The sequence below is a fragment of the Polynucleobacter sp. AP-Reno-20A-A9 genome, from assembly GCF_018882085.1.
Lineage (GTDB): Bacteria > Pseudomonadota > Gammaproteobacteria > Burkholderiales > Burkholderiaceae > Polynucleobacter.
The window spans coordinates 1-23,900 of the sequence record NZ_JACVPB010000001.1 but is presented as its reverse complement, the minus strand read 5'-3'; the positions used below and the strand labels follow the sequence as shown (position 1 = coordinate 23,900).

The window sequence follows — 23,900 nt, the reverse complement described above, 5'->3', positions numbered from 1 at the left end:
TCCAGGGATCGAACATGAAAAGAACTTACCAACCCTCAGTAACCCGTCGCAAGCGTACACACGGTTTCCGTATTCGCATGAAAACCAAAAGCGGACGTGCAGTATTAAATGCTCGTCGTGCAAAAGGTCGCAAGCGTTTGGCTGTTTAATTTAGCCATTGAATAGCGCAAGGATTTCTGAATTACTAAAAGCACGCCCCAAGACAAGTTTGTACTGGGGTATGTATGTTGCATCCACTCAAGAGGGCGTTAAGCCTGACTTGGGGGTTGCAGTAGCAAAGAAGTTAGCCAAAAGAGCGGTTGATCGAAATCGCCTAAAGCGGATGATTCGCGAATTGGTTTGGACGGCTCAAGCCAGCACATTAAATAAAGATGTTGTGGTTAAGCTCAAAAAACCAATCGGCCGTGAAACTCGAGGCAGACTTAGAAAAAAAGAAAAAGAAATTTTGCGCTCTCAAATAACGGGGCTGCTTTAAGGTGCAAGCTTTAAACAGTACGGCAATTAAGCTAGTAAAAATATATCAACTAGCTTTAAGCCCATATTTAGGTATGCACTGTAAGTATGTACCTAGCTGCTCGCAATATGCATGTGACTGCTTTAGTCATTACGGATTTATTAAAAGCTTTGGGCTAATGGTGTGGCGCATTTTGCGCTGCAACCCTTTGTCACACGGCGGTTATGATCCTGCTGTAAAAGATACAAAACACCAACATAAGTGAATGTAAATGGACTTTAAAAAAACAATTCTATGGGCAGTATTCTCGATGTCGGGTCTCATGCTCTACAACAATTGGCAAGTTCATGAAGGCAAGCCATCTTTATTTGGTGGCACCCCAACAAGCGCCCCAGTGGCGACTGATAAAGCCGCAGCGGGAAACAAGGCTGATGTCCCTATGCAGACTGCGGGTGCACCAGCTATTGCTGCGGCACCAGCTCTTAATGGTGGCACCATAGAGGGCGCAGAAAAATTCACACTCCAAAATGACGTCTTAATATTGGAAATCAGCGCTAGTGGAGCTAATGTAATTGATGCTAAGTTGTTAAAAGAGTTAACTGCCGAGAAAACCCCAGTTGAGCTCTTTCAATACACCCCAACACACAAATACTTTGCACGCTCCGGTTTAATTTCTTTAAACAATAACGATCTTCCTAACCACACAAGCGCGTTTAAATTGGTGCAGTCGGGAAAAGATGGTTCGGGTAGGCCTTTTGCAGTTTTGGCCAGCGAGCGTAACGGCGTTAAGCTTGAAAAAACTTTTATCCTTAATCCTGGCAGCTACGTTGTAGATGTTGGCCATCGCGTTACACAAACAACAAACAATCCAAACCCACTTGTTCTTTACACAGAAATTGTGCGCGATGCTTCACAGGAACAAAAAATCGGCCCATTTGGCGGAGCCTTCTCAGCCAGTACTTTTACCGGACCTGCTGCATACACAGACAAAGAAAAGTTTAATAAGCTCGAATTCTCAGCAATAGATAAAAACAAAATCACCATCCCAACGCAAGTTGCTGCTGGTGAGCCGGCTTGGATCGCAATGGTGCAGCATTACTTTGCGAGCGCCTGGATTCCAGGCGACAAAGATGCGCGGGATATTTATGCTGGAAGAATTGATAATGGCTTGTACCGAATTGGTATGCAAACACCCCTCGGTGTCGTTGCTCCAGGGTCAACCGTTGTAGAGAAAGCTAGATTATTTGTTGGCCCTCAAGAAGAAAAGGTCTTGGAGACTATTGCTCCAGGCTTTGAGTTGCTTAAGGACTACGGTTACCTGACCATCATTGCTAAACCTATTTTCTGGTTGTTAGAAAAAATTCATGGTTATGTTGGCAACTGGGGTTGGTCAATCATCTTGTTGACCATCTTAATTAAGTTGGTGTTCTTCCCTCTGTCTGCTGCAAGCTACAAATCGATGGCTCGCATGAAGGAGGTGCAACCACGCCTGGTAGCGATGAAGGAGCAGTACAAGGGCGAACCACAAAAGCTCAATCAAGCCATGATGGAGATGTATCGCAAGGAAAAGATCAATCCGCTGGGTGGGTGTTTACCGGTTGTGATTCAGATTCCTGTGTTTATTTCTTTGTACTGGGTGCTATTGTCATCGGTTGAGATGCGTGGCGCACCATGGGTTTTGTGGATTCACGACCTCTCAGTTCCTGACCCGTACTACATTCTGCCGGTCATCATGGCTGTGTCTATGTTTGTGCAAACCAAGTTGAACCCAACCCCTCCAGATCCAATTCAGGCGAAGGTGATGATGTACATGCCGATCGTCTTTTCAATCATGTTCTTCTTCTTCCCTGCTGGCTTGGTTTTATATTGGGTTACTAATAACCTTCTATCTATTGCACAGCAGTGGCAGATTAATCAGATGTTTGGAAAAAAGCTCGCCAAGTAATTTGAGCGCGGCATAACACGCTTGCAATAAATAAACAGCAATGATGACGAGAAAATTGCCCATCATTGCTGTTGCAACCGCGCCCGGCAAGGCTGGCGTCGGGGTTATTCGCATTAGCGGAAAAAATTTGAGCGCCATGACGAATGCGCTTTTTCAAAGAAATCTTTCCCCAAGACAGGCAAACCTATTAACGCTCTGTGATGAGCATGGCCAAGCCATTGATCAACTCATTGCAATTTATTTCGTTGGGCCAGCCTCTTTTACGGGTGAGGATGTTTTAGAGCTTCAGTGTCATGGCGGACCACAACTGCTTGAGTTGGTGATGAAGCGCTGTCTCGAGTTGGGCAAAGACGAAGGGCTTGTTATTGCAGAGCCAGGCGAATTTACTCTTCGCGCTTATCTCAACAACAAGATTGATTTAACCCAAGCCGAGGCTATTGCGGACTTAATTGATGCGCAAAGCGAGGCGGCTGTTCGCGGCGCAGCACGCTCCCTACAGGGGGCTTTTTCTGATGACATTAATAACCTCATTGATGAAATTACCCAACTCAGAATTTTGGTTGAGTCGACTTTGGATTTTCCAGAAGAAGAAATTGAGTTCTTAGAAAATGCTCAGGCGCGCCAGCGCTTAACCGCCGTTAAAGAAAAGTTACAAGCTTTACGTGCTGGAGCTAAGCAGGGAAAAATTTTGCGCGATGGGATTCAGCTGGTGTTGGCTGGTGCGCCGAATGTTGGGAAAAGCTCTTTGCTGAATCGCTTGGCAGGCGAAGAGGTGGCCATTGTTACCCCTATTGCCGGGACAACCCGAGACCGAGTTAAAGAAAGCATCACCATTGACGGTGTGCCAATGCATATTATTGACACGGCTGGTCTGCGCGAAACAACAGATGTTGTGGAGGCAAAAGGCATTGAAAGATCCTGGGATGCCATTCGTTTGGCCGATTTGGTGATTTTTTTGACTGACGCCCATTCGACTTCCCAACAGGACGACTTAAAAACCCAGATTTTGAGAGAACTTCCTCCTAAATGTGCCGTGCTTGAGCTCGTCAATAAGGCCGATTTGCTCGACAAATCATCAAAAACAGCATCAAGTGAAGCCTTGTTGATTTCCGCCAAAACTGGAGAGGGAATTGAGGAGCTAAAACAGAAGATTTTGGAGCTTGTGGGTTGGGCTGGGCCCCAGGAGGGCGCTATTTTGGCTCGCAGAAGGCATTTGGACTGCATAGAGCGTGCCGCCGAACATATTGAAAAATCAGAAGAATTCGCAGCAAATGGGAATAATTCCCTCGAATTATTTGCAGAAGAGCTCTCTTTGGCTCAAAGACACTTGGGTGAAATTACCGGAAAGCTGCTTCCAGATGACCTTTTAGGGAAAATCTTCAGCCAGTTCTGTATTGGCAAGTAAAGGGTTTGTGCTGTACCCGAGAAAGGGTAAAAATTTGCCCAAAATGATAAAATTGTCGGATTAAAAAATTTAATCTTCATAAGGAATCATATGACTTCAACTACCAACGGCCAGATGAATGTAAATGCGCCAGCTTACGTAAAAAACAAGCGTTTAATTGAGTGGGTTGGCGAAGTGGCCGCCCTTACCAAGCCTGACGCTATTCGTTGGTGTGATGGTTCTCAAGCTGAATACGACGAATTGTGCGAGTTGTTGGTTAATGCTGGTGTGTTTAAGCGCCTTAACCCGGCTAAGCGCAAAAACTCATTTTTAGCTTTGTCTGATCCTGAGGATGTTGCCCGTGTCGAAGATCGCACCTTTATCTGCTCAGCAAAGAAAGAAGATGCTGGTCCAACCAACAACTGGGTTGAGCCAAGCGAAATGCGCGCAACATTGAATCCACTGTTTGATGGTTGTATGCGCGGTAGAACTATGTACGTAGTGCCTTTCTCAATGGGCCCAATTGGCTCACCAATCGCACACATTGGCGTTGAGTTATCTGATAGCCCTTATGTAGCAATCAACATGAAGTTAATGACTCGTATGGGTAAAGCGGTGATTGATCAGCTTGGTTCAGACGGCGAGTTTGTTCCTTGCGTTCACACGGTTGGTAAGCCTTTGGCTGCTGGTGAAAAAGACGTTGCATGGCCAAACAACAAAAACAAATACATTGTTCACTACCCAGAAACACGCGAGATTTGGTCTTTCGGTTCAGGCTACGGCGGCAATGCATTGTTGGGTAAAAAATGTTTCGCATTGCGTATCGCCTCCAATATGGGCCGCGATCAGGGTTGGTTGGCTGAGCATATGTTGATTCTCGGTGTAACTTCACCCGAAGGTAAGAAATATCACATCGCAGCTGCATTCCCATCTGCATGTGGCAAAACCAACTTCTCCATGATGATTCCCCCAAAAGGATTCGAGGGTTGGAAAGTAACCACCATTGGTGATGACATTGCTTGGATCAAGCCGCGCAAAGATGCTGTCACTGGCAAAACCCGTTTGTTCGCGATTAACCCAGAGTCTGGCTACTTCGGCGTAGCTCCTGGAACAAATCGCCAAACAAATCAAAACTGTATCGACTCTCTCAATCAAGATGTGATTTTCACAAACGTTGGTTTGACTGATGATGGTGATGTTTGGTGGGAGGGTTTGACAGAAACTCCACCAGCACATTTGATCGACTGGCAAGGCAAGGATTGGACCCCTGCTGATGGCGCTGCTGGCCGCAAAGCTGCACATCCAAACTCACGCTTTACTGTTGCTGCTACGAACAACCCAGCGGTTGATCCAAACTGGGATGATCCTGCTGGTGTTCCTATCGATGCGTTCTTATTTGGCGGTCGCCGTTCAAATACAGTACCTTTGGTTAGCGAGGCGCGTGATTGGGTTGAGGGCGTTTACATGGCTGCAACATTGGGCTCAGAAACAACCGCAGCAATTACAGGCCAAATTGGCGTTGTGCGCCGCGACCCATTTGCAATGATTGCATTTGCTGGTTACAACATGAGCGACTATTTCCAGCATTGGCTCAATATTGGTGAGAAGCTCGAAGCTGAAGGCGCAGTATTGCCTAAGATCTATTGCGTGAACTGGTTCCGTAAAGATGAGAATGGCAAGTTTGTATGGCCTGGCTTTGGTGAAAACATGCGCGTTCTTTCTTGGATTTTGGGTCGCGCAGAAGGCAAAGCAAGCGGTAAAGAAACTCCGTTTGGCATTACCCCAGAGTACAACGATATGCATTGGGGTGGTCTCGACTATTCCGCAGAAAAGTTCACCAAGGCCATCACTGTTGGAATTGATGATTGGAAGAATGAACTTAAGCTGCACACAGAATTGTTCGAGCACCTTGGCGATCGCTTGCCAAAAGAGATGAAAGAAACTCGTTCCAAGATCGAACAACGCTTGAATGCTTAAGTTACAAAAGACTTTATTAATACCCAGCGTTTTATCTAGATTTATTCAATGACCAAACCCCAACACCATGAAATAGTGGTGATTGGGGCAGGCATTTGCGGAGCAACCATTGCAAATGAGTTGCTCGAGCGTGGCAAGGCAGTCTGCATTGTCGACGCAGCTCCCTCCCCTGCTACCGCTTGTTCAAGCCATGCTTATGCAATTGCCCATCCTCATATTGGTAAGGGCTCCCCACGTTTACTGCGCTTAACGCGCATTGCTTTTTTACTTGCGGAAGCACGCTGGAAAAATGTGTGGGACCAGCATGGCATATTTCAGCCCACTAAGAAAGATAGAGTTTTTGATCGCACCGAAACAATAGAACATCTTCGTTCATTGGATCTCGATGAAGATATGGCGATTGCTATGGATGCCCAAGAGGCTAAAAAGTTTTGTGGGGTTGAGCAAAGCGGCGTTTGGTTGCCACGCGGCGCCGGCTTAAATTTACATAAAATAAGCAAAGAGTTATTACAAGAACATCAGCAATTAACTTGTATGTGGAATACGCGCATCGCGCGTTTAGAAGAGCTCGATAATCAATGGCATTTATTTGATGCCTCAAACAAGCTGATTGTGACTGCAAATCAAGTTGTGGTGGCCTGCGCCATGGAAGCCAAAGCCCTCATGAATAGTATCGGCATTCGTTTGCCCTTAAGGCCTGTGCGCGGCCAGCTCAGTATTTTTAAGGTGCAGGATGGCGATTCTTGGGCCAAAAAATTACCCCATGTTGGCATCTCTGGGGATGGTTATTGCTTGCCCGCTAAGCAACTTGAAGATGGTGGCTATCAATGGATTGTGGGATCTAGTTTTGATGAGGGCGAAGATGATCTTGCCCCGAGAGAATCCAGTGATGACTTCAATCGTGAGCAAGCGAGAGGCTTAGTGAATTATTCAGAAGGCGATCTTTGTTCATTAATAAAGATCGGAGAATTTGTTGGCGTTCGATGTGTTGCTGGAGATCGCTTGCCAATCATCGGCGCACTCTCTCAGCGCCCAGGAATATTTTTAGCTACCGCCCTGGGTTCGAGAGGAATTTTGTGGTCTGCTCTAGCGGCCAAGCTTATTACAGCTCAGCTACTAGAGGATGACTTTGCTTTGCTTGCGCGCTTTGGTTTCGCTACAGACTTAGCTGCTGCGCTGGCACCAGCCCGTTTCTTTGCGGGGGCAGCACCTTCAGCTTTAGGAGCCTTGGCCTCAAATTCGAAACCAATTTTTCCAGCAGAATCCAAAGCTAAATAGGCCTTAAAGCCACGCCCAGTACGGTTCGACTTAAAGTTGGTCAGAAGATCTGTTTTGCCCTCTTTCAGCAATTTCTGAACCTGTTCAGGTGACACTTCTTGTTGCAAGACTACTTTTCCTGTTTTGAAATCGCATGATTTATTAGGGCCAGTATTGTTTTCACAAACGTAACGCATGCCATCTTCATACACTGCACCAGAACATTTTGGACAAACACCTAGCGCCAGACGGCCAGTGAAATCGACCGCTTCTGTTTCGTCGTCTTGCGCATTACCAAAATCAAACTCAAGCTTGAAGCCCGCGTTTGGATAATCTTTATCGTCCTCGGGGATTTCGCTTAATTTAATAATCGCTGCAAATGGGCGCCCCATTTTGCTGCGGAAGCCTTGCAGTGGTCCAATGGTTTTTTCACGCAACAACTCTTCAACTTCAGGATATTCAAATGCCCGTCCACCAGGTGTTTTGCTGATGGTAAAACCACACTTTTCACAGGCAAAACGACGATAGTTTTCTTTTACCGGACCCTTACAGTGCGGGCATGGCGTGGTCATAGTGGCGTAGTCGCCTGGAATGGTATCGCTGTCGTATTCTTTGGCACGTTTGACGATGCGCTGAGTCATTTGCGCGATCTCTTGCATGAAAGTGTCGCGATTCATCTTGCCTTGCTCGATGAGTGACAGTTTGTTTTCCCAGCTGCCAGTGAGGTCAGGACGAGTTAATTCTTCTACATCTAAGCCGCGCAACAAAGTCATCAATTGAAACGCTTTTGCAGTTGGAATGAGTTCACGAGCTTCGCGCACCATATATTTTTCGGCGAGTAGTCCCTCAATGATGGCTGCTCGCGTTGCTGGTGTACCCAAACCTTTTTCAGCCATGGCTTCGCGCATGTCATCATCATCAACCCACTTGCCTGCGCTTTCCATTGCTGAGAGCAAGGTTGCTTCTGTATAGCGTGCTGGCGGCTTGGTTTTCAATGGCACGGCCGCAATAGATTCCGTTTGTACTGCTTCACTCTCTTGGACGGGAACCAGCTCATCATCCGCTTGCTTTGATTTGCCGTAAACCGTTAACCAGCCTGGGTTTACAAGCACACGACCCTCAGTTTTAAAGTGATGTCCAGATACTTCGGTGACGCGCGTGGTGACGCGGAACTCTGCTGCAGGATAAAACACTGCCAAGAAACGACGCACAACTAAGTCGTAAAGCTTAGCTTCAGGCTCGCTTAAATTTTTAGGTGTTTCTAATGTTGGGATGATCGCAAAGTGATCAGAAATTTTAGAGTTATCAAAAATTCGTTTGTTTGGTTTGACCCAGCCATAGCCTCCTTTAGCTTTGGGGTCCTTTGGGTCACCCTTTAGGATTTGTTTGGCAAAAGCACGATAGTCTTGTGAGTGCTCAGCAAGAGTCTCCATGGTTTGCTTAACAGTATCGAGATAGTCTTCAGGAAGGGCTTTTGCGTCGGTACGTGGATAAGTTAATACTTTATGGCGCTCATACAAAGCTTGCGCAAGACCCAATGTATTTTTTGCAGAGAATCCAAAACGCGCATTTGCTTCGCGTTGCAAACTGGTTAAATCAAATAGCTGGGGGGCCAGCTGTGTAGCGGGCTTAGCTTCTTCCGTGACATTGGCTTTTTTGCCGCGGCACGCAGCCACAATACTTTGAGCTGCAGCCTCGCTCCACAGGCGGTTCTCACGTGCATCAGGCTCGGCAACATCCTTTTTGAATTTAGGATCAAACCAGCGGCCTTCGTACACGCCGGCAGCTGCGATAAATTCAGCTTTTACTTCCCAATAATCTTTTGAGATGAACTTGCGAATGAGCTCTTCGCGCTCCACCACAATAGAAAGTGTTGGAGTCTGTACGCGACCTACAGTGGTTAAGAAGAAGCCACCACTCTTGCTATTAAAGGCTGTCATTGCGCGCGTGCCATTGATGCCGACCAACCAGTCAGCCTCTGAGCGACAACGAGCCGCATCAGCAAGAGGCTTCATGTCTTCATCGCTGCGTAAATTGGTAAAGCCTTCGCGAATGGCTGCTGGAGTCATCGATTGCAGCCATAAGCGCTTAATAGATTGCGATGCTTTTGCGTGTTGTGCTATCAAGCGGAAAATTAATTCACCCTCACGCCCCGCGTCACAGGCATTAATAAGGGCAGTCACATCTTTGCGCTTAATGAGCTTTTGTAAAACCTTGAGGCGCGACTCTGTTTTTACAATCGGGCGCAAATCAAAATAAGGGGGCACCACCGGTAAATTAGCAAACGACCATTTGCCACGCTTTACGTCAAATTCTTCGGGGGCAGCAATTTCCAATAAATGGCCAACCGCGGAAGAGATTAGGAATTCATCGCTCTCAAAATAATCTTCGTGCTTCGTAAAACCGCCCAAGGCTTTGGCAATGTCATTGGCAACAGAAGGCTTCTCCGCAATGATGAGCGCCTTAGGGTGGTCCCCGGCGGTAGTCTTTGAGCTGCTTTTTTTGGTAGTTGCTTTAGTTGCCACGCGTTTTGCCTAAATTTGAGCTAGAAATGATGGTTTTTGGGATAAAACGGATGGCCAATTTAAACCAAAATCGGACTTGGCCAATTGCATACCCCTTTTTTATTATTAACCGATAAATTGGGAAAAGTCCAAAAATGCCTATTTTTAGGCAGTTTTGGGCGCGTGGAGGTTCCCGGTTTTCAGATTAAAACCCATTTCTAAGCCCTTTAAATGCAGTTTTTGCTTAAAAACAAAGCTCCTCAAGGACATGATCTGGCCTAAAGGCTAGTTTTGCACCTTGCTGAATAAGTAGATGGCAGCCGGCAGAATTGGCGCTATGGATGGGCCCGGGAAGGGCGAAAACCTCCCTTCCAAGGTCTGCGGCTAAGCGGGCAGTAATGAGGGAGCCTGATTTTTCAGCCGCCTCTATTACAACGACGCCAAGTGCTAGAGCGGCAATAATGCGGTTTCTTCTTGGAAAGTGCCATGCCTTGGGCCCTGATCCTAGGGGGAGTTCAGATACCAATAACCCCTGCTGGCTGATTGCCCGTGACAGGTCGACATTTTGACGGGGATAGACGACATCTATGCCCGTTCCTAATATTGCCGCAGTGCAGTGATTGGGCCCAAGCCCAATGACCGCCTGATGGGCGGCGCTGTCGACCCCCTTTGCTAGGCCAGAAACAATCAAGGCGCCCGCTTTCGATAATGCTTGGGCAAACAGGCCTGCATTTTTTAAGCCTTCAGGGCTGGCGTTTCTTGAACCTACGATCGCAATCATGGGCCTCTTCAGAAGACGAATGTCCCCATATATATAAAGACACCCCGGGGGATCATATAAATCATGCAGGCGGATTGGGTAATAAGGGCTCTTACGATCGATTTGGAGAACAGAATTAGGTACCGAGGATGTTTGCATAAATCAATTTTGTTCTTTGGGGGAATTGCGACAATCAGGACAGACTGATAGCTCTGTTGGATAATTCTTATATGGCCTTATTACCCGTCCTTTGTTATCCAGACCCGCGCTTGCACAAGGTTGCTAAACCAGTGGAGCAAGTGGATGCGCGCATTAAAAAAATTGTCGCTGATATGGCGGACACCATGTATGACGCTCCCGGTGTTGGCTTGGCAGCGACGCAGGTAGATATTCATGAGCGCATCGTAGTGATTGATGTGTCCGATGAACAAAACGAATTGATGGTTTTTATTAACCCAGAAGTTATTTGGGCAAGCCCTGAAACAAAATCTTGGCGCGAAGGCTGTTTATCTGTTCCAGAATTTTATGATGAGGTTGAGAGGCCATCCGAAATTCGAGTGAAGGCTTTAAACGTTGATGGTAAAGAATTCGAAATAGAGGCTGATGGTTTGTTGGCAGTTTGTTTGCAACATGAGTTAGACCATTTGCAAGGAAAAGTGTTTGTTGAGTATTTATCAATACTTAAAAGAACTCGTATCTCACAAAAAATGAAGAAGCGCGCTAAAGAATTAGTGGGTCAGCGCTAAGCGCACTAATGAAAGTCGTCTTTGCTGGAACTCCTGAGTTTGCTGCGCAAGCGATGCGCGCAATTTACGATGCTGGTCATGAAATTGTTTTGGCTTTAACTCAGCCCGATCGCCGTGCCGGCAGAGGTATGCATCTTCATGCAAGCCCGGTAAAAGACTTTGCTTTGCAAAAAAATATTCCTGTGTTGCAGCCGGAGACATTAAGACGCACGAGCACTGATTCGCAGAAGCAGGCGCAGGCAGAAGCCGCATATGAGCGCTTATCTTCAACAGACTTTGACGCCATGGTGGTGGTTGCCTATGGCTTGATCTTGCCCCAAGACATTTTGGATATTAGCGAGAGAGCGGGAAGGCATGGCAGCTTTAATATTCACGCCTCTCTCTTGCCGCGCTGGCGTGGTGCAGCACCAATTCAGCGAGCAATTGAAGCGGGCGATTCCAAGACGGGAGTTTGCATTATGCAAATGGACGCTGGGCTGGATACCGGAGACACTGTTTTAGTTGCGGATCTTGAAATTACTCGCAATGAGACGAGTGTAAGCTTGCATGATCGATTAGCACAGCTTGGCTCAAAATCGATTGTTGATGTTTTAAATTCCTTAGACCAAGACAAAGATTTATCTCGGGTACCGCAAGCAAAGGATGGCATCACCTACGCCAAAAAAATACTGAAGAGTGAGGCGGAGATCGATTGGGCTCTAAGTGCCAAAGAAATTGATCTGCGTATTCGGGCTTTTAATCCTTTCCCAGGGGCAAGCAGCGACTTTAATGGGTTAGCGGTGAAGTTTTGGGATTCAAGACTTGCAGACCCCAAGGCCGTAAGCGTCACCGGTACTGTAGGCGAAGTGCTTGGGTATGGTAATAAGGGCGCATATATTCAGTGTGGTGAAGGGGTGCTTGAGGTTTTAGAAATGCAAAAACCAGGCGGTAAAAAAATAGATGCTAAAACGTGTTTACAGTCAATTGGTGATAGTGAAAAATTGTTGCGCTTTCAAACAAAGGAGTAGAAATGTTTAATTTTGCAAAGACTGCTGTTTTGATGGCAGCAATTACTGCGCTCTTTATTGTGGTTGGCGGTATGTTGGGTGGTGAGCAGGGCATGTTGATGGCTTTAGTGCTCGCCGTCGGCATGAATTTTTTCAGCTATTGGTTTTCTGACACCATGGTGTTGAAGATGACTAATGCACAGCAGGTTGACGAAAGATCTGCCCCCCAGTTTTATGGGCTCGTTAAAGAGTTATCGGAGAAGGCTGGCTTACCGATGCCTAAAGTATTTTTAATTGATGAGGATGCTCCCAATGCTTTTGCAACGGGCCGTAATCCAGACAATGCCTCGGTTGCTGCAACCACCGGCATTCTGAAAATTCTCTCGAATCGTGAATTACGCGGCGTGATGGCGCATGAGCTTGCCCACGTTCGTCATCGCGATATTTTGATTTCAACTGTCGCCGCTACGATGGCTGGAGCCATATCAGCATTGGCTAACTTTGCCATGTTCTTTGGTGGGCGCGATTCTGAGGGCAGGCCCAGCAATCCGATTGCCAGCTTGATGGTGGCAATTTTGGCCCCGATTGCAGCAAGCTTGATTCAAATGAGTATTTCTCGCGCAAGAGAATACGAGGCAGATCGTGGTGGCGCAGAAATTAGTTCTGATCCTGAGGCGCTAGCGCAGGCATTAGAAAAAATCCACAACTATGCACAAGGCATTCCATTTCAAGCGGTTGAACAGCATCCTGAAACGGCGCAGATGATGATTCTCAACCCTTTGAGTGCCGGCGGCCTCGCACAACTTTTTTCAACCCATCCACCTACTGAAGAGCGGGTGGCACGCTTAATGAGTATGGCTAAAAACGGGGTATATCCCGGAGCAAATTAATTTGACTGATCAAAAAACACCACGCAGTCTCCCGCTCTCTGAAGCAATCACGATTGCTGCACAAGCGGTAAGCGAGGTCATGAGCGGAAGATCGCTTACTGAGCTTCTGGATCAGCTGGAGGCTCACGAACGCCCGATCGTTCAGAGCCTGAGCTTTGATGCACTCCGTAAGTGGGTGCGCTCTCATGAATTCATTAAGCAATTTATTCCAAAGACTCCACCTCCTGAAGTGGATCATTTGCTCAGCGTCGCGATTGCTCTATTTTTGCAAGACGCAACCGAGAGCAAGGGCTATCCAGCTCACACGATTGTGGATCAGGCGGTGATGGCTTGTGGTGAATATGACGAAACCATGTATGCCAAAGGTTTAGTGAATGCGGTCCTACGCAAAGTAAGTCTTGTGGTGCAACCACCAGAGGGCGAGAAGCGTTATCCGCCCGATCCAATTCCAATGTATGTGCCTGCTTGGTGGCGCGCCAATCTGAAGCGCAATTATTCCAAAGCATGGCAATCGATTTTGTTTCAACAGGCCAAGCGTGCGCCATTAATTTTGCGTGTAAATCAAAGACAATATACGCGTGAGCAATATCAATCCTTATTGGCTGAGGCCGGAATTTCTTCGGCACCAATAGAAGAATTAGCTGGCGTTCAACTGCCTTCCGCTCTCCTGTTACCTGAAGCGGTTCCCGTATCCGACCTACCTGGTTTTTATACTGGTGCTGTGTCTGTACAGGATGCAGGTGCACAGCTGGCTGCGGCCTTATTAAACCCTCAGACGGGGGAGTTGGTGTTGGATGCCTGTGCTGCTCCCGGTGGAAAAACAGCGCATCTATTGGAGATTGCAGATTGCTCAATGCGGGCTCTAGAGTTAGATGGCGAGCGCATTGGAAAAATTGGCGGCAACTTAGATCGCCTGCGCTTGCAGTCCGACAAAGTACGCGTGTTACGCGGCGATGCTTCCAAGGCGGCCTGGTGGGACGGCGTTCTTTTTGACAAGATTCTGCTCGATGCCCCCTGCTCAGCCTCTGGAATAGTGTCGCGACATCCTGATATTCCATTTTTAAGGCGCGAAGCAGACATCAGGGCTCTGCAAGAAAGACAGCGGGCTATTTTGAATCAAGCATGGAAGATGCTCCAGGTGGGAGGCACCCTTTTGTATGTCACTTGCTCGATATTTCCCGAGGAGGGCGAGGAGCAGGCTGTTTGGTTTGCTGAGCAACACGCCAATGCGTTACGATTAGGCGCTCCAGGCCAGATTTTGCCTAGTGAACTAAACGACGGTTTTTACTATGCTTTGTTTAAGAAAAATGGGCCATGAGCCGAAGAATTAAACAATTCCTCTTTTTGTTCTTGATGGTGTTGGGAGTTTTTTCAACCACCGTTAGCGCCGAAGGAATCAAGATCAAATCCTTTGAGTTGGAGAAGGCGGATAACGACTGGCTTCTCAACGCAACTTTCCAGATTGAGCTATCTCCCGGACTGGAGGATGCGGTACAAAAAGGGGTCGTTCTCTATTTCCAAACCGAGTTTGATTTAATTCGATCGCGTTGGTATTGGTTTGATGAAAAGTCTGCGCTTGTGCAAAGGCAGGCTCGTCTTTCTTATCAACCACTCACACAGCAGTATCGAATCGCCTCAGACGGATTTACTTTTTCTGCCAGAACTATGTCTGAGGCATTGCAAGCGGTGGGCAGTATTGGTGGATGGCGAGTCATTGATAGCTCTCAACTAGATCCCAGCAAATCTTATACAGCCAGTATGCGCATGAGTTTGGATCTTACTAAGCTACCAAAACCATTCCAAGTAAACGCACTCAATAACCGCGATTGGAATGTTTCAAGCGATTGGTATCGTTTTCCATTTTCTCCTAGTGGCCCTAATCTAATTAAGCGATGAGATCGATAGCGGCCATGCTAGATCCGGGTTTTTTTACATCCAAAGCTTGGAGTAAAAAAATCATTCCGGTCACGATCGGTGTGATCGGTGCCTTTGCTTTATTGCTTTTAGTTTTATTGGCGATCGCCTCATCCAACACAGAATTTTTTGATAACTACTTTATTTGGCTCTATGCCGCCAACGTAGTGATTGGAATTTGTTTAACCCTAGTCATTTTGACTTTGGTGGCTGTCATTGCCGTGCGCTGGTATCGAGGGCACTTTGGTACACGTTTGATTGCAAAGTTGGCCATGATTTTTGCCTTAGTCGGAATCGTTCCAGGCTTAATTTTGTATGGCGTTTCATTACAGTTTGTGTCGCGCAGTATTGAGACTTGGTTTGATGTCAAAGTTGAGACAGCGCTGAACTCCGGATTAGAGTTAGGGCGTGTTACCTTGCGAGTGGCCCAAGAAGAAATTTTGGGCGAAGGGAATTTCATCGCCGAACAGATCGTCCAAATTCCATCGGGAACTTCCGCCGAGCAGGTGGCTGCAACAGTCATGAAAATTCGCAATCAATTTGGCATTCAAGAAGTTAGCCTCTTTAATATGCAGCGCAATCTGATTTTAACGAGCGAGCTAAAGCCAAAAAAATACTTTCCTGCGCCGAGTGCCGACGTGGTTGCAGAAGCATTTAGCAAGAAGGGCATGACCTTTTTAGATCAAATTGAGGTGGAAGGCGGCCAACGCGGCTATCGAATCCGGGCAATTGTTCCCGTTGTACGAAAAAAGTCTATTCATAGCAAATTGGATTCTGGCAAAGATGCTGAAGACAAATATTTTTTGCAGTTAGTGCGTTACATACCAACCCCATTGGCAAAAAACATTTTTGCTGTGGAGTCTGCATATAGTGAGTATCAAGAAAAAGCATTGGGGCGCACTGGCCTTCGTAAGATGTTTGTGGGTACATTAACCCTCACCCTTTTCTTTGCGGTATTCGTAGCCATTACTTTGGCTTTGATGTTGGGTAGGCAGCTTGCACGCCCTCTCCTGATGCTTCTGAGAGGCACCCAGGCAGTTGCGCAGGGAGATTTGTCGCCCAAGCCAGAGCTCGATACTGGCGATGAACTTGGCATGCTTACACGACAATTTAACGTCATGACCAGGCAGCTGGCTGATACCCGCACTTCCTTGCAAGAGTCCAAAGCGTTCTTGGAGCGCGTATTAGGAAGCCTTACGGCAGGCGTATGCATTTTTGATAAAAACTACAACGTTGTTTCTAGCAATGCAGGCGCAGATCGTATTTTTGGTCAAGACCTTACTCTGCTTGATGGAAGGCCCCTCGGTAGCAGCCCGGCCCTATTGGAGTTTGAGGGGGCTATCAAAGAGGGTTTTGCAACCATGAAACTCGCAGTGTTGGGCGAAGGGGATGCAGAACAAAAGACTGCACAGACTAATGCACCAGTGTGGCAAAAACAAATTCAACTACATACGACAAATGAATTTGAAAATGAATTAGGAGTAACTCTGTTCGTGCGTGGCACAGAGCTGACTGGCGATTTACGCATGGTTGTTTTTGATGACATTACTGATGTGGTGAGCGCACAAAGATCTATCGCTTGGAGCGAAGTTGCTAGACGCCTTGCGCACGAAATTAAAAACCCTCTAACGCCTATTCAGCTTTCTGCTGAAAGATTGCAGCATAAGCTTGCAGGCAAGCTGAGCCCAGAGCAAGAAGAGATGATTAATCGCAGTACTGAAACCATCATTGGTCAGGTACAGGCCATGAAAGAGATGGTGAATGATTTTAGAGATTTTGCGAAGACGCCAACTCCACAACTGAAGCCAGTTTCCATCAATACTCTCACCTCAGAAATTTTGGGCCTATACGAGGGTAGTCCATTACGTACCCAGTTAGATCCTCATTGCCCAGACATCATGGGGGATCCCACACAACTCAGGCAGGTAATTCATAACTTGCTACAAAATGCTCAAGATGCCACTCTTGAGGGGCCCCATCCTGGTAGTCCGGTGGAGGTTAAGACAGAGTTAGTCCCCTATGGTGAGCACAATGGTATAGCTCAAAATGCTGTGCGATTAACAATAAGTGATAGTGGGGTTGGATTTCCAGCTAAGATATTGGCAAGGGCCTTTGAGCCTTACGTAACAACAAAGAGCAAGGGTACGGGTCTGGGTTTGGCGGTAGTTAAGAAAATCATTGATGATCACTCTGCCAAAATTGAAATTCGGAACCGTATGCAAGGTGAAGAAGTGGTTGGTGCGAAAGTGTCAATATTGTTTATGAATCTAGCAAAAGAGGCAGCATAAGCATGGCTAGTATTTTGGTTGTTGATGACGAGATGGGAATTCGTGAGCTTCTCAATGAGATTCTCACAGATGAAGGCCATACTGTGTACGCTGCAGAAAGCGCTATACAGGCACGCACTATTCGCGAACAAATGCGCCCCGATTTAGTCTTGTTAGATATTTGGATGCCTGATACCGATGGCATTACCTTATTAAAGGAGTGGTCCAATACTGGACAACTCACGATGCCGGTAGTGATGATGTCTGGTCATGCAACGATTGATACTGCTGTTGAAGCAACTCGTATTGGAGCGCTCAACTTTTTAGAAAAACCAATTGCCCTGCAAAAGCTTTTAAAGACGGTTAGCAAAGCTTTGGAGAGCTCTCCTAAATATGTAGAGCCAGAGCAGGTTAGAGCCGTTCAGTCGAGCGCTAACTCCGTTGCTACACCAAAGCAGGTGGTTGCCGAATCGGCTGCCCCGGCTGTTGAGGGTGAATACATCAGCGGAATTGCAAAAACGTACTTTGATCTTCCTTTGAGGGAAGCAAGAGATTTATTTGAGAAGGCGTATTTTGAGCATCAAATGCAAATCATGGGCGGCAGCATGACCAAGATTTCAGAGTACACAGGCCTAGAAAGAACCCATTTGTATCGCAAACTGAAAGCCTTGGGAATAGATACATCGCGCAATAAAGGCGAAAGCTAAGCCCCGCCTAATAAGGGCAGGCACCACAAAACCCAGAAATCACGGGGGGCTAAGAAAATTTGAGGGCTCCCTAAGCCAATTCGTTATAATTCCAGCTCTTGGCCTGGTAGCTCAGTCGGTAGAGCAGAGGATTGAAAAAAATATTTTTCGATGTTTGACAGTTGTAAACATTAGCTCAAAGCTTCTCTTCACAGCGCCGTTCAATTCGCAGAAATATCTGCGGCACTCAATAAAAAAATCACACACATAATTTTGTTCGCAGAGTATTGCGTGGGATTTTTGCGACGATAAAAAACTAATCGTCGTCCAAGTAGGCGTTTGAAAACATACTTGCGTGTATGAGTTCGCTACAACAATTATTCACAACACAGTTTGATGCAAACACTATTAAACAAGTAAAGCTGATGGACGGCAAAGCCTTGCTGTATAAGCGTCCGCAGTCATCACAGTGGCAAGTGCGATTTAAGTTGGCAAACAACAAGTGGCATAGCACGACAACAAATACTACTGACATAGAGCAAGCAAAGATAAATGCGATTGTAATATATGAAACAGTAAAAATAAAAACAGACGCTGGCTTGGCAATCACTACGAAAACATTTAAGCAGATTGCGTTAGATGAAATTGCAAATATGAGTAGAGCATTGAATAACAACATTGGTCGTCGTTGTTATAGAGATTATATTTTTGCAATCAATAAATATCTCATTCCTTTTTTTGGCGCCTACGAAATAGAAAACATTACAACAGAGATGCTTGCAGATTTTGATGCGTGGCGAATTACTGAAATGAATAAAGTACCGATGGCAAGCACGAAACGCAATCACGCAAGTGCATATATTCGTGTTGTGAATTTAGCGAGAGAGCGTGGCTATGTTGCACACAATCGTGCTGTGCCAATGTTAGACAGCAAAGGCAAGCGTAGTCAGCCTCGCCCAGCTTTTAGTAAAGAAGAAATTATTGAGTTGATAAGTTATACAGAGACTTGGGTAAGGAGTAGCTATACAGAACGCACAAGACTAATGCGAACGCTGTGTGTTGCTTACATAGAATTTTTGGTAAACACTGGAGTTAGACACGGCACAGAAGCACTACGCTTGCGTTGGAAACACTTGCAGTGGCATTGGATAGGCAATAAAAAATATTTGCGTGTTTGGGTAAGTGGCAAGACTGGTCCACGCTACCTAATTGCTAAGCACGAAGTAATCAAAGTATTTGAGCGTCTAATGCGTTGGCATAAGTTGGACTACACAAACTTAAATGGACTAATTGAAGCTAAGTTAGACAAAGCCATCTTTTGTTTGCCTGACAACACGCAGATAAGCAATATGGAAAATATATTTAGAAACTTAATGGTGCGAAGCAGTATGCGTAAGGATAGTGGTGGCTTAAACCGAACGCTGTATAGCTTGCGTCATACCTACGCTACTTTTGCGTTAGCAAGCGGCATTGATATACATACGCTTGCTAAGCAAATGGGAACTAGCGTGAATATGATTGAACGGCACTACAGCAAAATGACAGCAACAATGGCAGCAGAGAGATTGGCATAACAATGTAATATTGGTTATCTGCTTACTTTTTATATATGTGACTTATGGCACGCTTTAATAACGAGACACGCAAGAAGCGTATTAAAGAGCTAATGCGTATGTTGGAAAAAGGATTGGATGTTTCGCCGCGTGACTTTAATAATGCGGTTGGCAAAGACTTTGCAAAACTATACAAACAGCGTTGGGCTGAGCAACAAGAGTTGCGTGAAATAAAACCACCGCAAGAAGTAAAAGAGTATGAGCAAATGCTACAAGAAGCAGTGATGTGGCACGGAAAATTGGATAGCTATAGCGGACGCAATCCCAAAGTTGGCAAAGTAATTGTCAATCGCAAGCAAGTGATGGACGATATGAAAAATAAGGCTGACGGCTTATTTGAGCGTGCATACGAAAAACTACAAGAAATTATTGCTACCGACAAAACATTGGTGATGTGGTTTGATAGAGGCATTGATTTTAGTTTTGACAGCGATATAAGTTTAGATAGCGATGGTATGCCACGCTTGATTACAAGTAAGAGTGCGAATAATTTGGCACAAGGACGATTACAGCAATTACACGGATGGAAAACAAAAGCACAAGTGAAGTTAGATGTAATGGCATTAGCGTTAGAGGAATTGGCAAAGCAAGAGCGCACAGCAGAAGAAATTGAAGCAGAGTTAAAACAAAACCAACAACAAGCAGAGAAGTTAAAAGGAATGCTTGCTAACTTGAAGAAGCAAGGCAAGTAAGGATGGTTTGGCTGACTACACAGCTAAAAAACCTACACATAAAGCCTAATAGCCATATGCCTTGCATATGCTTGTTTTTCGGCTGTGTGCCTAACCATCAAAACCAAGCAAACCATCAAATCCATCACACCACAGCCAAATTCTCCACAGCGTTTCTCATAAGCTCACTATTGCAGTCGATGTAGCATTGCACGCTACTAAGTGCTTTGTGTCCGCTTAATCCCATAATCACACGCACACCAATTCCATCATTTGCCAATTTTGTAATAAATGTGCGACGAGACGAATGTGAGCTTGCTCCGTCTAACCCAACACGCTTATACAAATAGTGAAAGTGCTGTGTAAGCGTATTTGCCGTAAAGCCGTCGCTATCACGCTTTTGACTATAGAAGAACTTATTGCTTGGATTTGAGTTGGCATATACCTTTGCGTATTGCTGTAGTTCTTTACGCAACTTCTCGTTCACAAATACCGTTCTTGCCTCATTCGTCTTTGTATTCTCTGCCAATAAGCGTATTTCGTTCTTTATATTGCCTTCGCTATCTACAACATCTTTAATGCGTAGACTGGCAACTTCACTTACACGCATTCCCGTATTAAACATAATCATTACTAATGCTCTATTGCGTTGTGAATGCTTTCTTGTTGCACAGTAATCCAATACTCTGCGAATTTCTGCACCACTTAATACTTTTGCTTGTTTCGACATAGTTTCTTTACCTAACCAAAGTTTTGCTATGTCTCTATGTTGCTTTCTTTTGTTTCTTTCTGCGACTGATTTATGCCAATTTGTAAGCAATATATTTTCCTTATTAAAAATAATGAGATACGCTGTTTGCGTAACGAAATGTAATGAAATGTGTATTTCCTTACATATAACTATTTATTGATAGTGTGGGATTTTGACTACAGAAATACGCAGACTTGCGTACAGCGTCTATACGCTGTTTGAGCACATCTCTGCTGTATTGCTATTCACTGTCACTCGTTAAGTGTTTATAGCGTGGGTTTGAGGTGCTGTTTGACAAATTAAACGATTGGGCAGAGTATAAGAATATGACAAACACTAATACTGACTTAAATCTTCGCTACAGACGCTTGTTTGAAACTGCGCAAGATGGCATTTTGATATTGGAATTTGAAACAGGAAAAATTGAAGATGTAAATCCATACCTAATACAGATGCTTGGTTATACAAAAGAAGAGCTTGTTGGTATGGAGTTGTGGGAAATTGGTGCAATGGTTGATAAAAGTGCGTCCATTAAAGCCTTTGCTGTATTACAGAAGGACGGCTATATTAAATACAACGATTTACCATTACGCACAAAAGATGGAAAAATTATTAGCGTTGAGTTTGTAAGTAATGTATACGGTGTAAATGGCGACAGAGTTATTCAATGCAACATTAGAGACATTACAAGCAGAAAGAATGCTGAAAGTTCTTTAATCCGCTATCAACAAGCTCTCGCACTCAATATGTATCAGGTTGTGGAGGCATTGACTAAAGTTATCGTAGCGAGAGATGCATACACTTACCAACATCAATGTAGTGTTGCACACTTGTGTGTTGCAATTGCTACAGAAATGAATTTACCAATCAATCTGATTGAAGGATTAAAGCTAAGTGCGTTGATACACGACATTGGCAAGATTGCTGTGCCAGCAGAAATTTTAAGCAAGCCAACCAAATTAGAATCTTTCGAACTTGAAGCATTGCATAGACACGCACAAACTGGTTTTGATATTGTTAAGAATATAAACTTCGAATGGGCACTTGCACAAACCATCTATCAACATCACGAACGACTTGATGGCAGTGGTTATCCCAATCACTTAAAAGGCGATAGCATTATTAAGGAAGCAAGAATATTAGCTGTAGCTGATACTGTTGAAGCAATGTCTCACGCTCGTCCGTATCGTCCTGCAATTGGTATAGATGCGGCATTGCAAGAAATTGAGAATGGCAAAGGAAAGCTATTTGATGCTGAGGTTGTTGATGCTTGCTTAAAGTTGTTTAGAGAAGATGGTTATCAATTCCCCCCCCCCCATACTAAATAATTCTAATGCTAGTTATCCAAATGTCCTTGCTTAAACTTGGCAATAAGCTCGTCTAAATCTTTTGCTGTTTGGTGAGAAGCATTAGCACACATAATAAGTGCTTCATTCTTAGTAAGCATTGCCATATCCGCAGTAATGCTTGCGGCTTGTGTGGATAGTGTGGCAAATTGTTCTATGAGTTTTGCTTCGTCAGTAAATCCTTTTGCCAAAACAAATAGCTGTTCAGCGTTCATATTTAATCTATCTCGCACTATCCCATATGATGTGCGTAGATTCTCTACTTCGTGCGTAAGAGCAACTACTCTATCTAATAGCTTTTGGGTATATTCACTAATTTGATTTTCAGTCATATGAAACTCCTTTCTTTCATAGTAACTCAGTTATTCGAAGCAAGCTACTTCGTTGCTTGCTGTGTCTTCGCTAAAGCTATCGCTTTCGCTCGTCACATTTCCTTCGGCTCATTATTGATTTGCTTTTGCTTTGTTGTTTGACTGATTTTGGAGTAAACAACGGCTATATGCGACTTAAAGAAGTAGCATTGATAGTCGTCGCTTGTATGTAATGTTCTGATTCCATCGCATACAACTGTAAAAGAATTTAACGAGAGACGAATGTATTAAAACTCTCAACCAGTTTTCGCATTGATTTGCTAAACAGTAATTCTGCGGCTCGCTCATATGTATCGCAACCTTTACAGCAATTGCAATACGAGCACGAAGTCATTAGCCGTTATATTCCACTTCGTGTTTTTGTCCTTTGTTATCGCAATGACTTATTTGCGTGTGCTGTCTAAATAATTTTCTGTTCGTCCGTTTGCCTAAATTGAGCACCTTGTAAGACATAGCCCTACAAGCCTTGTTCTGTCTTGCTCTTATCTGCACGGTTTTTGTATATGTCGTTAGTAAATCGCGTTCGTCGCTGTTTAACCATTCTGCGTGATGTTTGAGTAAGTTTGTCGCAACTATCTGTGCTTGCTGTAAGCATAAGTCCACTCTGTCCATATGCTTTATTGCAATACCGTTTTGCTTTAACCAATCATTTGCTACTTGTTCGTCATTACGCATACAAATATTTATCAACAACCAAATATTCCTTAATATTTGCTGTCCATTTCTTACATATGACTGGGTATTGCACGGCAAATTCAGGTTGTTCTCGTAGCGTTTCCGAAACTACAGTAATTGAACTTACTTACAAAGGAGATTGATATGAGTACATTAGATGGATTAAAACTTAGCACAGCAAAAAAACCAGCACATATACCAGCAGTCGTATTTCGTCGCAATAAGCTGTCTAATAAACTTTGGGAGCAAATCGAGCTTGCTAAGAGCCAAATCAACGGCACTAGCTTTGCTGTTAAAAAGTTTCGCACAGTAAAGGATAAAGAAACTGGTTTGCGTAAAAGTGTGGAAGTAAACAAAAGGTTGAGAGAGTGGTGGTTTAAAAATGATGCTGGCAAAGTCTGCGTCAGCATTAAATATGGCAGTCAGCTTATTGAGTTGGCAAAAGGTAAACACAGCGTAGAGTGCGACACAGCACAAGGTTTAATTAAAGCGTTAGAGCAAATTAAAACGGCTGTGGAGTTGGGTGAGCTTGATACGCAGATTGCAACAGCAAGCGTAAATTTGCGAAAAGGATTTTGAATCGCTACTACTTCTATAGACACTTTCTAGCCTAATATTTAGTCTATTAGGAGGTGTGTCATGAGTACAAGAAGACGGTTTACTGAAGAGTTCAAGTTAGAGGCAGTCAAACAGGTAGTTGAAC

Annotated in this window: 23 protein-coding genes and 1 pseudogene; 19 read left to right on the top strand and 5 right to left on the bottom strand. The window is 44.9% G+C overall.

Annotation, left to right across the window (positions count from 1 at the left end; translation table 11 throughout):
• Nucleotides 1–14: 14 nt before the first annotated feature.
• The 7 genes and pseudogenes from rpmH to mnmC all read left to right on the top strand — a co-directional run.
• Nucleotides 15–149, top strand: a complete 135-nt coding sequence (gene rpmH, locus ICN39_RS00110) for a 50S ribosomal protein L34 (RefSeq protein WP_011903922.1) — start codon at nt 15–17, stop codon at nt 147–149.
• An 8-nt stretch (nt 150–157) separates the two neighbouring features.
• Entirely contained in the window at nt 158–475 is a 318-nt protein-coding gene (gene rnpA, locus ICN39_RS00105) for a ribonuclease P protein component (RefSeq protein ID WP_255532224.1), read from the top strand.
• Between the two features lies 1 nt (nt 476).
• The gene (yidD, locus tag ICN39_RS00100) at nt 477–719 is read left to right on the top strand and encodes a membrane protein insertion efficiency factor YidD (protein WP_216232171.1); all 243 of its coding nucleotides are present in this window, start codon (nt 477–479) and stop codon (nt 717–719) included.
• Between the two features lie 6 nt (nt 720–725).
• Complete coding sequence (gene yidC / locus ICN39_RS00095) at nt 726–2,399, top strand: membrane protein insertase YidC (RefSeq protein WP_216232170.1); 1,674 nt, start codon at nt 726–728, stop codon at nt 2,397–2,399.
• Nucleotides 2,400–2,442: 43 nt separating this feature from the next.
• Nucleotides 2,443–3,804: a tRNA uridine-5-carboxymethylaminomethyl(34) synthesis GTPase MnmE gene (gene mnmE, locus ICN39_RS00090; protein ID WP_216232392.1), complete on the top strand. Its 1,362-nt coding sequence runs from the start codon at nt 2,443–2,445 to the stop codon at nt 3,802–3,804.
• 90 nt (nt 3,805–3,894) lie between these two features.
• A complete protein-coding gene (locus ICN39_RS00085; RefSeq protein WP_216232169.1) occupies nt 3,895–5,760 on the top strand; it encodes a phosphoenolpyruvate carboxykinase (GTP) in 1,866 nt (621 codons plus the stop codon).
• 48 nt (nt 5,761–5,808) lie between these two features.
• A pseudogene (gene mnmC / locus ICN39_RS11140) lies at nt 5,809–6,810 on the top strand (FAD-dependent 5-carboxymethylaminomethyl-2-thiouridine(34) oxidoreductase MnmC); the annotation flags it as partial.
• A 59-nt stretch (nt 6,811–6,869) separates the two neighbouring features.
• Here mnmC and ICN39_RS00080 read toward each other — a convergent pair.
• Both ICN39_RS00080 and dprA read right to left on the bottom strand, forming a co-directional pair.
• Nucleotides 6,870–9,542 carry a DNA topoisomerase III gene (locus ICN39_RS00080; protein ID WP_216232168.1) on the bottom strand — a complete coding sequence of 891 codons (2,673 nt, stop codon included), beginning with the start codon at nt 9,540–9,542 and terminating at the stop codon, nt 6,870–6,872.
• Between the two features lie 223 nt (nt 9,543–9,765).
• Nucleotides 9,766–10,440, bottom strand: a complete 675-nt coding sequence (dprA, locus tag ICN39_RS00075; RefSeq protein WP_216232167.1) for a DNA-processing protein DprA — start codon at nt 10,438–10,440, stop codon at nt 9,766–9,768.
• Nucleotides 10,441–10,511: 71 nt separating this feature from the next.
• Between dprA and def the strand changes: the two genes are divergently transcribed.
• The 9 genes from def to ICN39_RS00030 all read left to right on the top strand — a co-directional run bounded on the left by def (nt 10,512) and on the right by ICN39_RS00030 (nt 20,075).
• Complete coding sequence (gene def, locus ICN39_RS00070; RefSeq protein ID WP_216232166.1) at nt 10,512–11,027, top strand: peptide deformylase; 516 nt, start codon at nt 10,512–10,514, stop codon at nt 11,025–11,027.
• A gap of 8 nt (nt 11,028–11,035) precedes the next feature.
• Nucleotides 11,036–12,034 carry a methionyl-tRNA formyltransferase gene (gene fmt / locus ICN39_RS00065; protein ID WP_216232165.1) on the top strand — a complete coding sequence of 333 codons (999 nt, stop codon included), beginning with the start codon at nt 11,036–11,038 and terminating at the stop codon, nt 12,032–12,034.
• Between the two features lie 2 nt (nt 12,035–12,036).
• The gene (gene htpX / locus ICN39_RS00060) at nt 12,037–12,903 is read left to right on the top strand and encodes a zinc metalloprotease HtpX (protein WP_216232164.1); all 867 of its coding nucleotides are present in this window, start codon (nt 12,037–12,039) and stop codon (nt 12,901–12,903) included.
• A 1-nt stretch (nt 12,904) separates the two neighbouring features.
• Nucleotides 12,905–14,221 (top strand): 16S rRNA (cytosine(967)-C(5))-methyltransferase RsmB, encoded by a 1,317-nt coding sequence (rsmB, locus tag ICN39_RS00055; RefSeq protein ID WP_216232163.1) that lies wholly within the window; start codon nt 12,905–12,907, stop codon nt 14,219–14,221.
• Nucleotides 14,218–14,799 carry a DUF4390 domain-containing protein gene (locus ICN39_RS00050; protein WP_255532223.1) on the top strand — a complete coding sequence of 194 codons (582 nt, stop codon included), beginning with the start codon at nt 14,218–14,220 and terminating at the stop codon, nt 14,797–14,799. Before rsmB ends, ICN39_RS00050 begins: the two co-directional genes overlap by 4 nt.
• Nucleotides 14,796–17,105 carry an ATP-binding protein gene (locus ICN39_RS00045; RefSeq protein WP_216232162.1) on the top strand — a complete coding sequence of 770 codons (2,310 nt, stop codon included), beginning with the start codon at nt 14,796–14,798 and terminating at the stop codon, nt 17,103–17,105. Before ICN39_RS00050 ends, ICN39_RS00045 begins: the two co-directional genes overlap by 4 nt.
• Before the next feature lie 2 nt (nt 17,106–17,107).
• On the top strand, nt 17,108–17,791 hold the full coding sequence (locus tag ICN39_RS00040) for a response regulator (RefSeq protein ID WP_216232161.1): 684 nt from the start codon (nt 17,108–17,110) through the stop codon (nt 17,789–17,791).
• 338 nt (nt 17,792–18,129) lie between these two features.
• Nucleotides 18,130–19,344: a tyrosine-type recombinase/integrase gene (locus ICN39_RS00035; RefSeq protein WP_216232160.1), complete on the top strand. Its 1,215-nt coding sequence runs from the start codon at nt 18,130–18,132 to the stop codon at nt 19,342–19,344.
• Between the two features lie 44 nt (nt 19,345–19,388).
• Nucleotides 19,389–20,075 carry a hypothetical protein gene (locus tag ICN39_RS00030; protein ID WP_216232159.1) on the top strand — a complete coding sequence of 229 codons (687 nt, stop codon included), beginning with the start codon at nt 19,389–19,391 and terminating at the stop codon, nt 20,073–20,075.
• A 124-nt stretch (nt 20,076–20,199) separates the two neighbouring features.
• Here ICN39_RS00030 and ICN39_RS00025 read toward each other — a convergent pair whose 3' ends face one another.
• Nucleotides 20,200–20,784, bottom strand: coding sequence for a site-specific integrase (locus ICN39_RS00025; RefSeq protein ID WP_216232158.1), 585 nt, complete (start codon nt 20,782–20,784; stop codon nt 20,200–20,202).
• A gap of 347 nt (nt 20,785–21,131) precedes the next feature.
• Between ICN39_RS00025 and ICN39_RS00020 the strand changes: the two genes are divergently transcribed.
• The gene (locus tag ICN39_RS00020) at nt 21,132–22,133 is read left to right on the top strand and encodes an HD domain-containing phosphohydrolase (protein ID WP_216232157.1); all 1,002 of its coding nucleotides are present in this window, start codon (nt 21,132–21,134) and stop codon (nt 22,131–22,133) included.
• An 8-nt stretch (nt 22,134–22,141) separates the two neighbouring features.
• Here the strand turns inward: ICN39_RS00020 and ICN39_RS00015 are convergent, their stop codons facing one another.
• Both ICN39_RS00015 and ICN39_RS00010 read right to left on the bottom strand, forming a co-directional pair.
• Entirely contained in the window at nt 22,142–22,483 is a 342-nt protein-coding gene (locus ICN39_RS00015; RefSeq protein ID WP_216232156.1) for a hypothetical protein, read from the bottom strand.
• A 372-nt stretch (nt 22,484–22,855) separates the two neighbouring features.
• Nucleotides 22,856–23,197 carry a hypothetical protein gene (locus ICN39_RS00010; protein ID WP_216232155.1) on the bottom strand — a complete coding sequence of 114 codons (342 nt, stop codon included), beginning with the start codon at nt 23,195–23,197 and terminating at the stop codon, nt 22,856–22,858.
• Between the two features lie 144 nt (nt 23,198–23,341).
• On the opposite strand from ICN39_RS00010, the gene ICN39_RS00005 reads away from it, so the two are divergent.
• Complete coding sequence (locus ICN39_RS00005; RefSeq protein WP_216232154.1) at nt 23,342–23,776, top strand: DUF6641 family protein; 435 nt, start codon at nt 23,342–23,344, stop codon at nt 23,774–23,776.
• 60 nt (nt 23,777–23,836) lie between these two features.
• A partial coding sequence (locus ICN39_RS11245) for a transposase (protein WP_223146557.1) occupies nt 23,837–23,900 on the top strand: 64 nt, incomplete at its 3' end.

Bases quoted from the DNA above. Each gene is read 5' to 3' on its own strand.
- rpmH (WP_011903922.1), top strand. From the start codon at position 15: ATGAAAAGAACTTACCAACCCTCAGTAACCCGTCGCAAGCGTACACAC.
- yidC (WP_216232170.1), top strand. From the start codon at position 726: ATGGACTTTAAAAAAACAATTCTATGGGCAGTATTCTCGATGTCGGGT.
- mnmE (WP_216232392.1), top strand. From the start codon at position 2,443: ATGACGAGAAAATTGCCCATCATTGCTGTTGCAACCGCGCCCGGCAAG.
- ICN39_RS00085 (WP_216232169.1), top strand. From the start codon at position 3,895: ATGACTTCAACTACCAACGGCCAGATGAATGTAAATGCGCCAGCTTAC.
- dprA (WP_216232167.1), bottom strand. From the start codon at position 10,440: ATGCAAACATCCTCGGTACCTAATTCTGTTCTCCAAATCGATCGTAAG.
- def (WP_216232166.1), top strand. From the start codon at position 10,512: ATGGCCTTATTACCCGTCCTTTGTTATCCAGACCCGCGCTTGCACAAG.
- fmt (WP_216232165.1), top strand. From the start codon at position 11,036: ATGAAAGTCGTCTTTGCTGGAACTCCTGAGTTTGCTGCGCAAGCGATG.
- htpX (WP_216232164.1), top strand. From the start codon at position 12,037: ATGTTTAATTTTGCAAAGACTGCTGTTTTGATGGCAGCAATTACTGCG.
- ICN39_RS00050 (WP_255532223.1), top strand. From the start codon at position 14,218: ATGAGCCGAAGAATTAAACAATTCCTCTTTTTGTTCTTGATGGTGTTG.
- ICN39_RS00045 (WP_216232162.1), top strand. From the start codon at position 14,796: ATGAGATCGATAGCGGCCATGCTAGATCCGGGTTTTTTTACATCCAAA.
- ICN39_RS00040 (WP_216232161.1), top strand. From the start codon at position 17,108: ATGGCTAGTATTTTGGTTGTTGATGACGAGATGGGAATTCGTGAGCTT.
- ICN39_RS00035 (WP_216232160.1), top strand. From the start codon at position 18,130: ATGAGTTCGCTACAACAATTATTCACAACACAGTTTGATGCAAACACT.
- ICN39_RS00030 (WP_216232159.1), top strand. From the start codon at position 19,389: ATGGCACGCTTTAATAACGAGACACGCAAGAAGCGTATTAAAGAGCTA.
- ICN39_RS00025 (WP_216232158.1), bottom strand. From the start codon at position 20,784: ATGTCGAAACAAGCAAAAGTATTAAGTGGTGCAGAAATTCGCAGAGTA.
- ICN39_RS00020 (WP_216232157.1), top strand. From the start codon at position 21,132: ATGACAAACACTAATACTGACTTAAATCTTCGCTACAGACGCTTGTTT.
- ICN39_RS00015 (WP_216232156.1), bottom strand. From the start codon at position 22,483: ATGACTGAAAATCAAATTAGTGAATATACCCAAAAGCTATTAGATAGA.
- ICN39_RS00010 (WP_216232155.1), bottom strand. From the start codon at position 23,197: ATGCGTAATGACGAACAAGTAGCAAATGATTGGTTAAAGCAAAACGGT.
- ICN39_RS00005 (WP_216232154.1), top strand. From the start codon at position 23,342: ATGAGTACATTAGATGGATTAAAACTTAGCACAGCAAAAAAACCAGCA.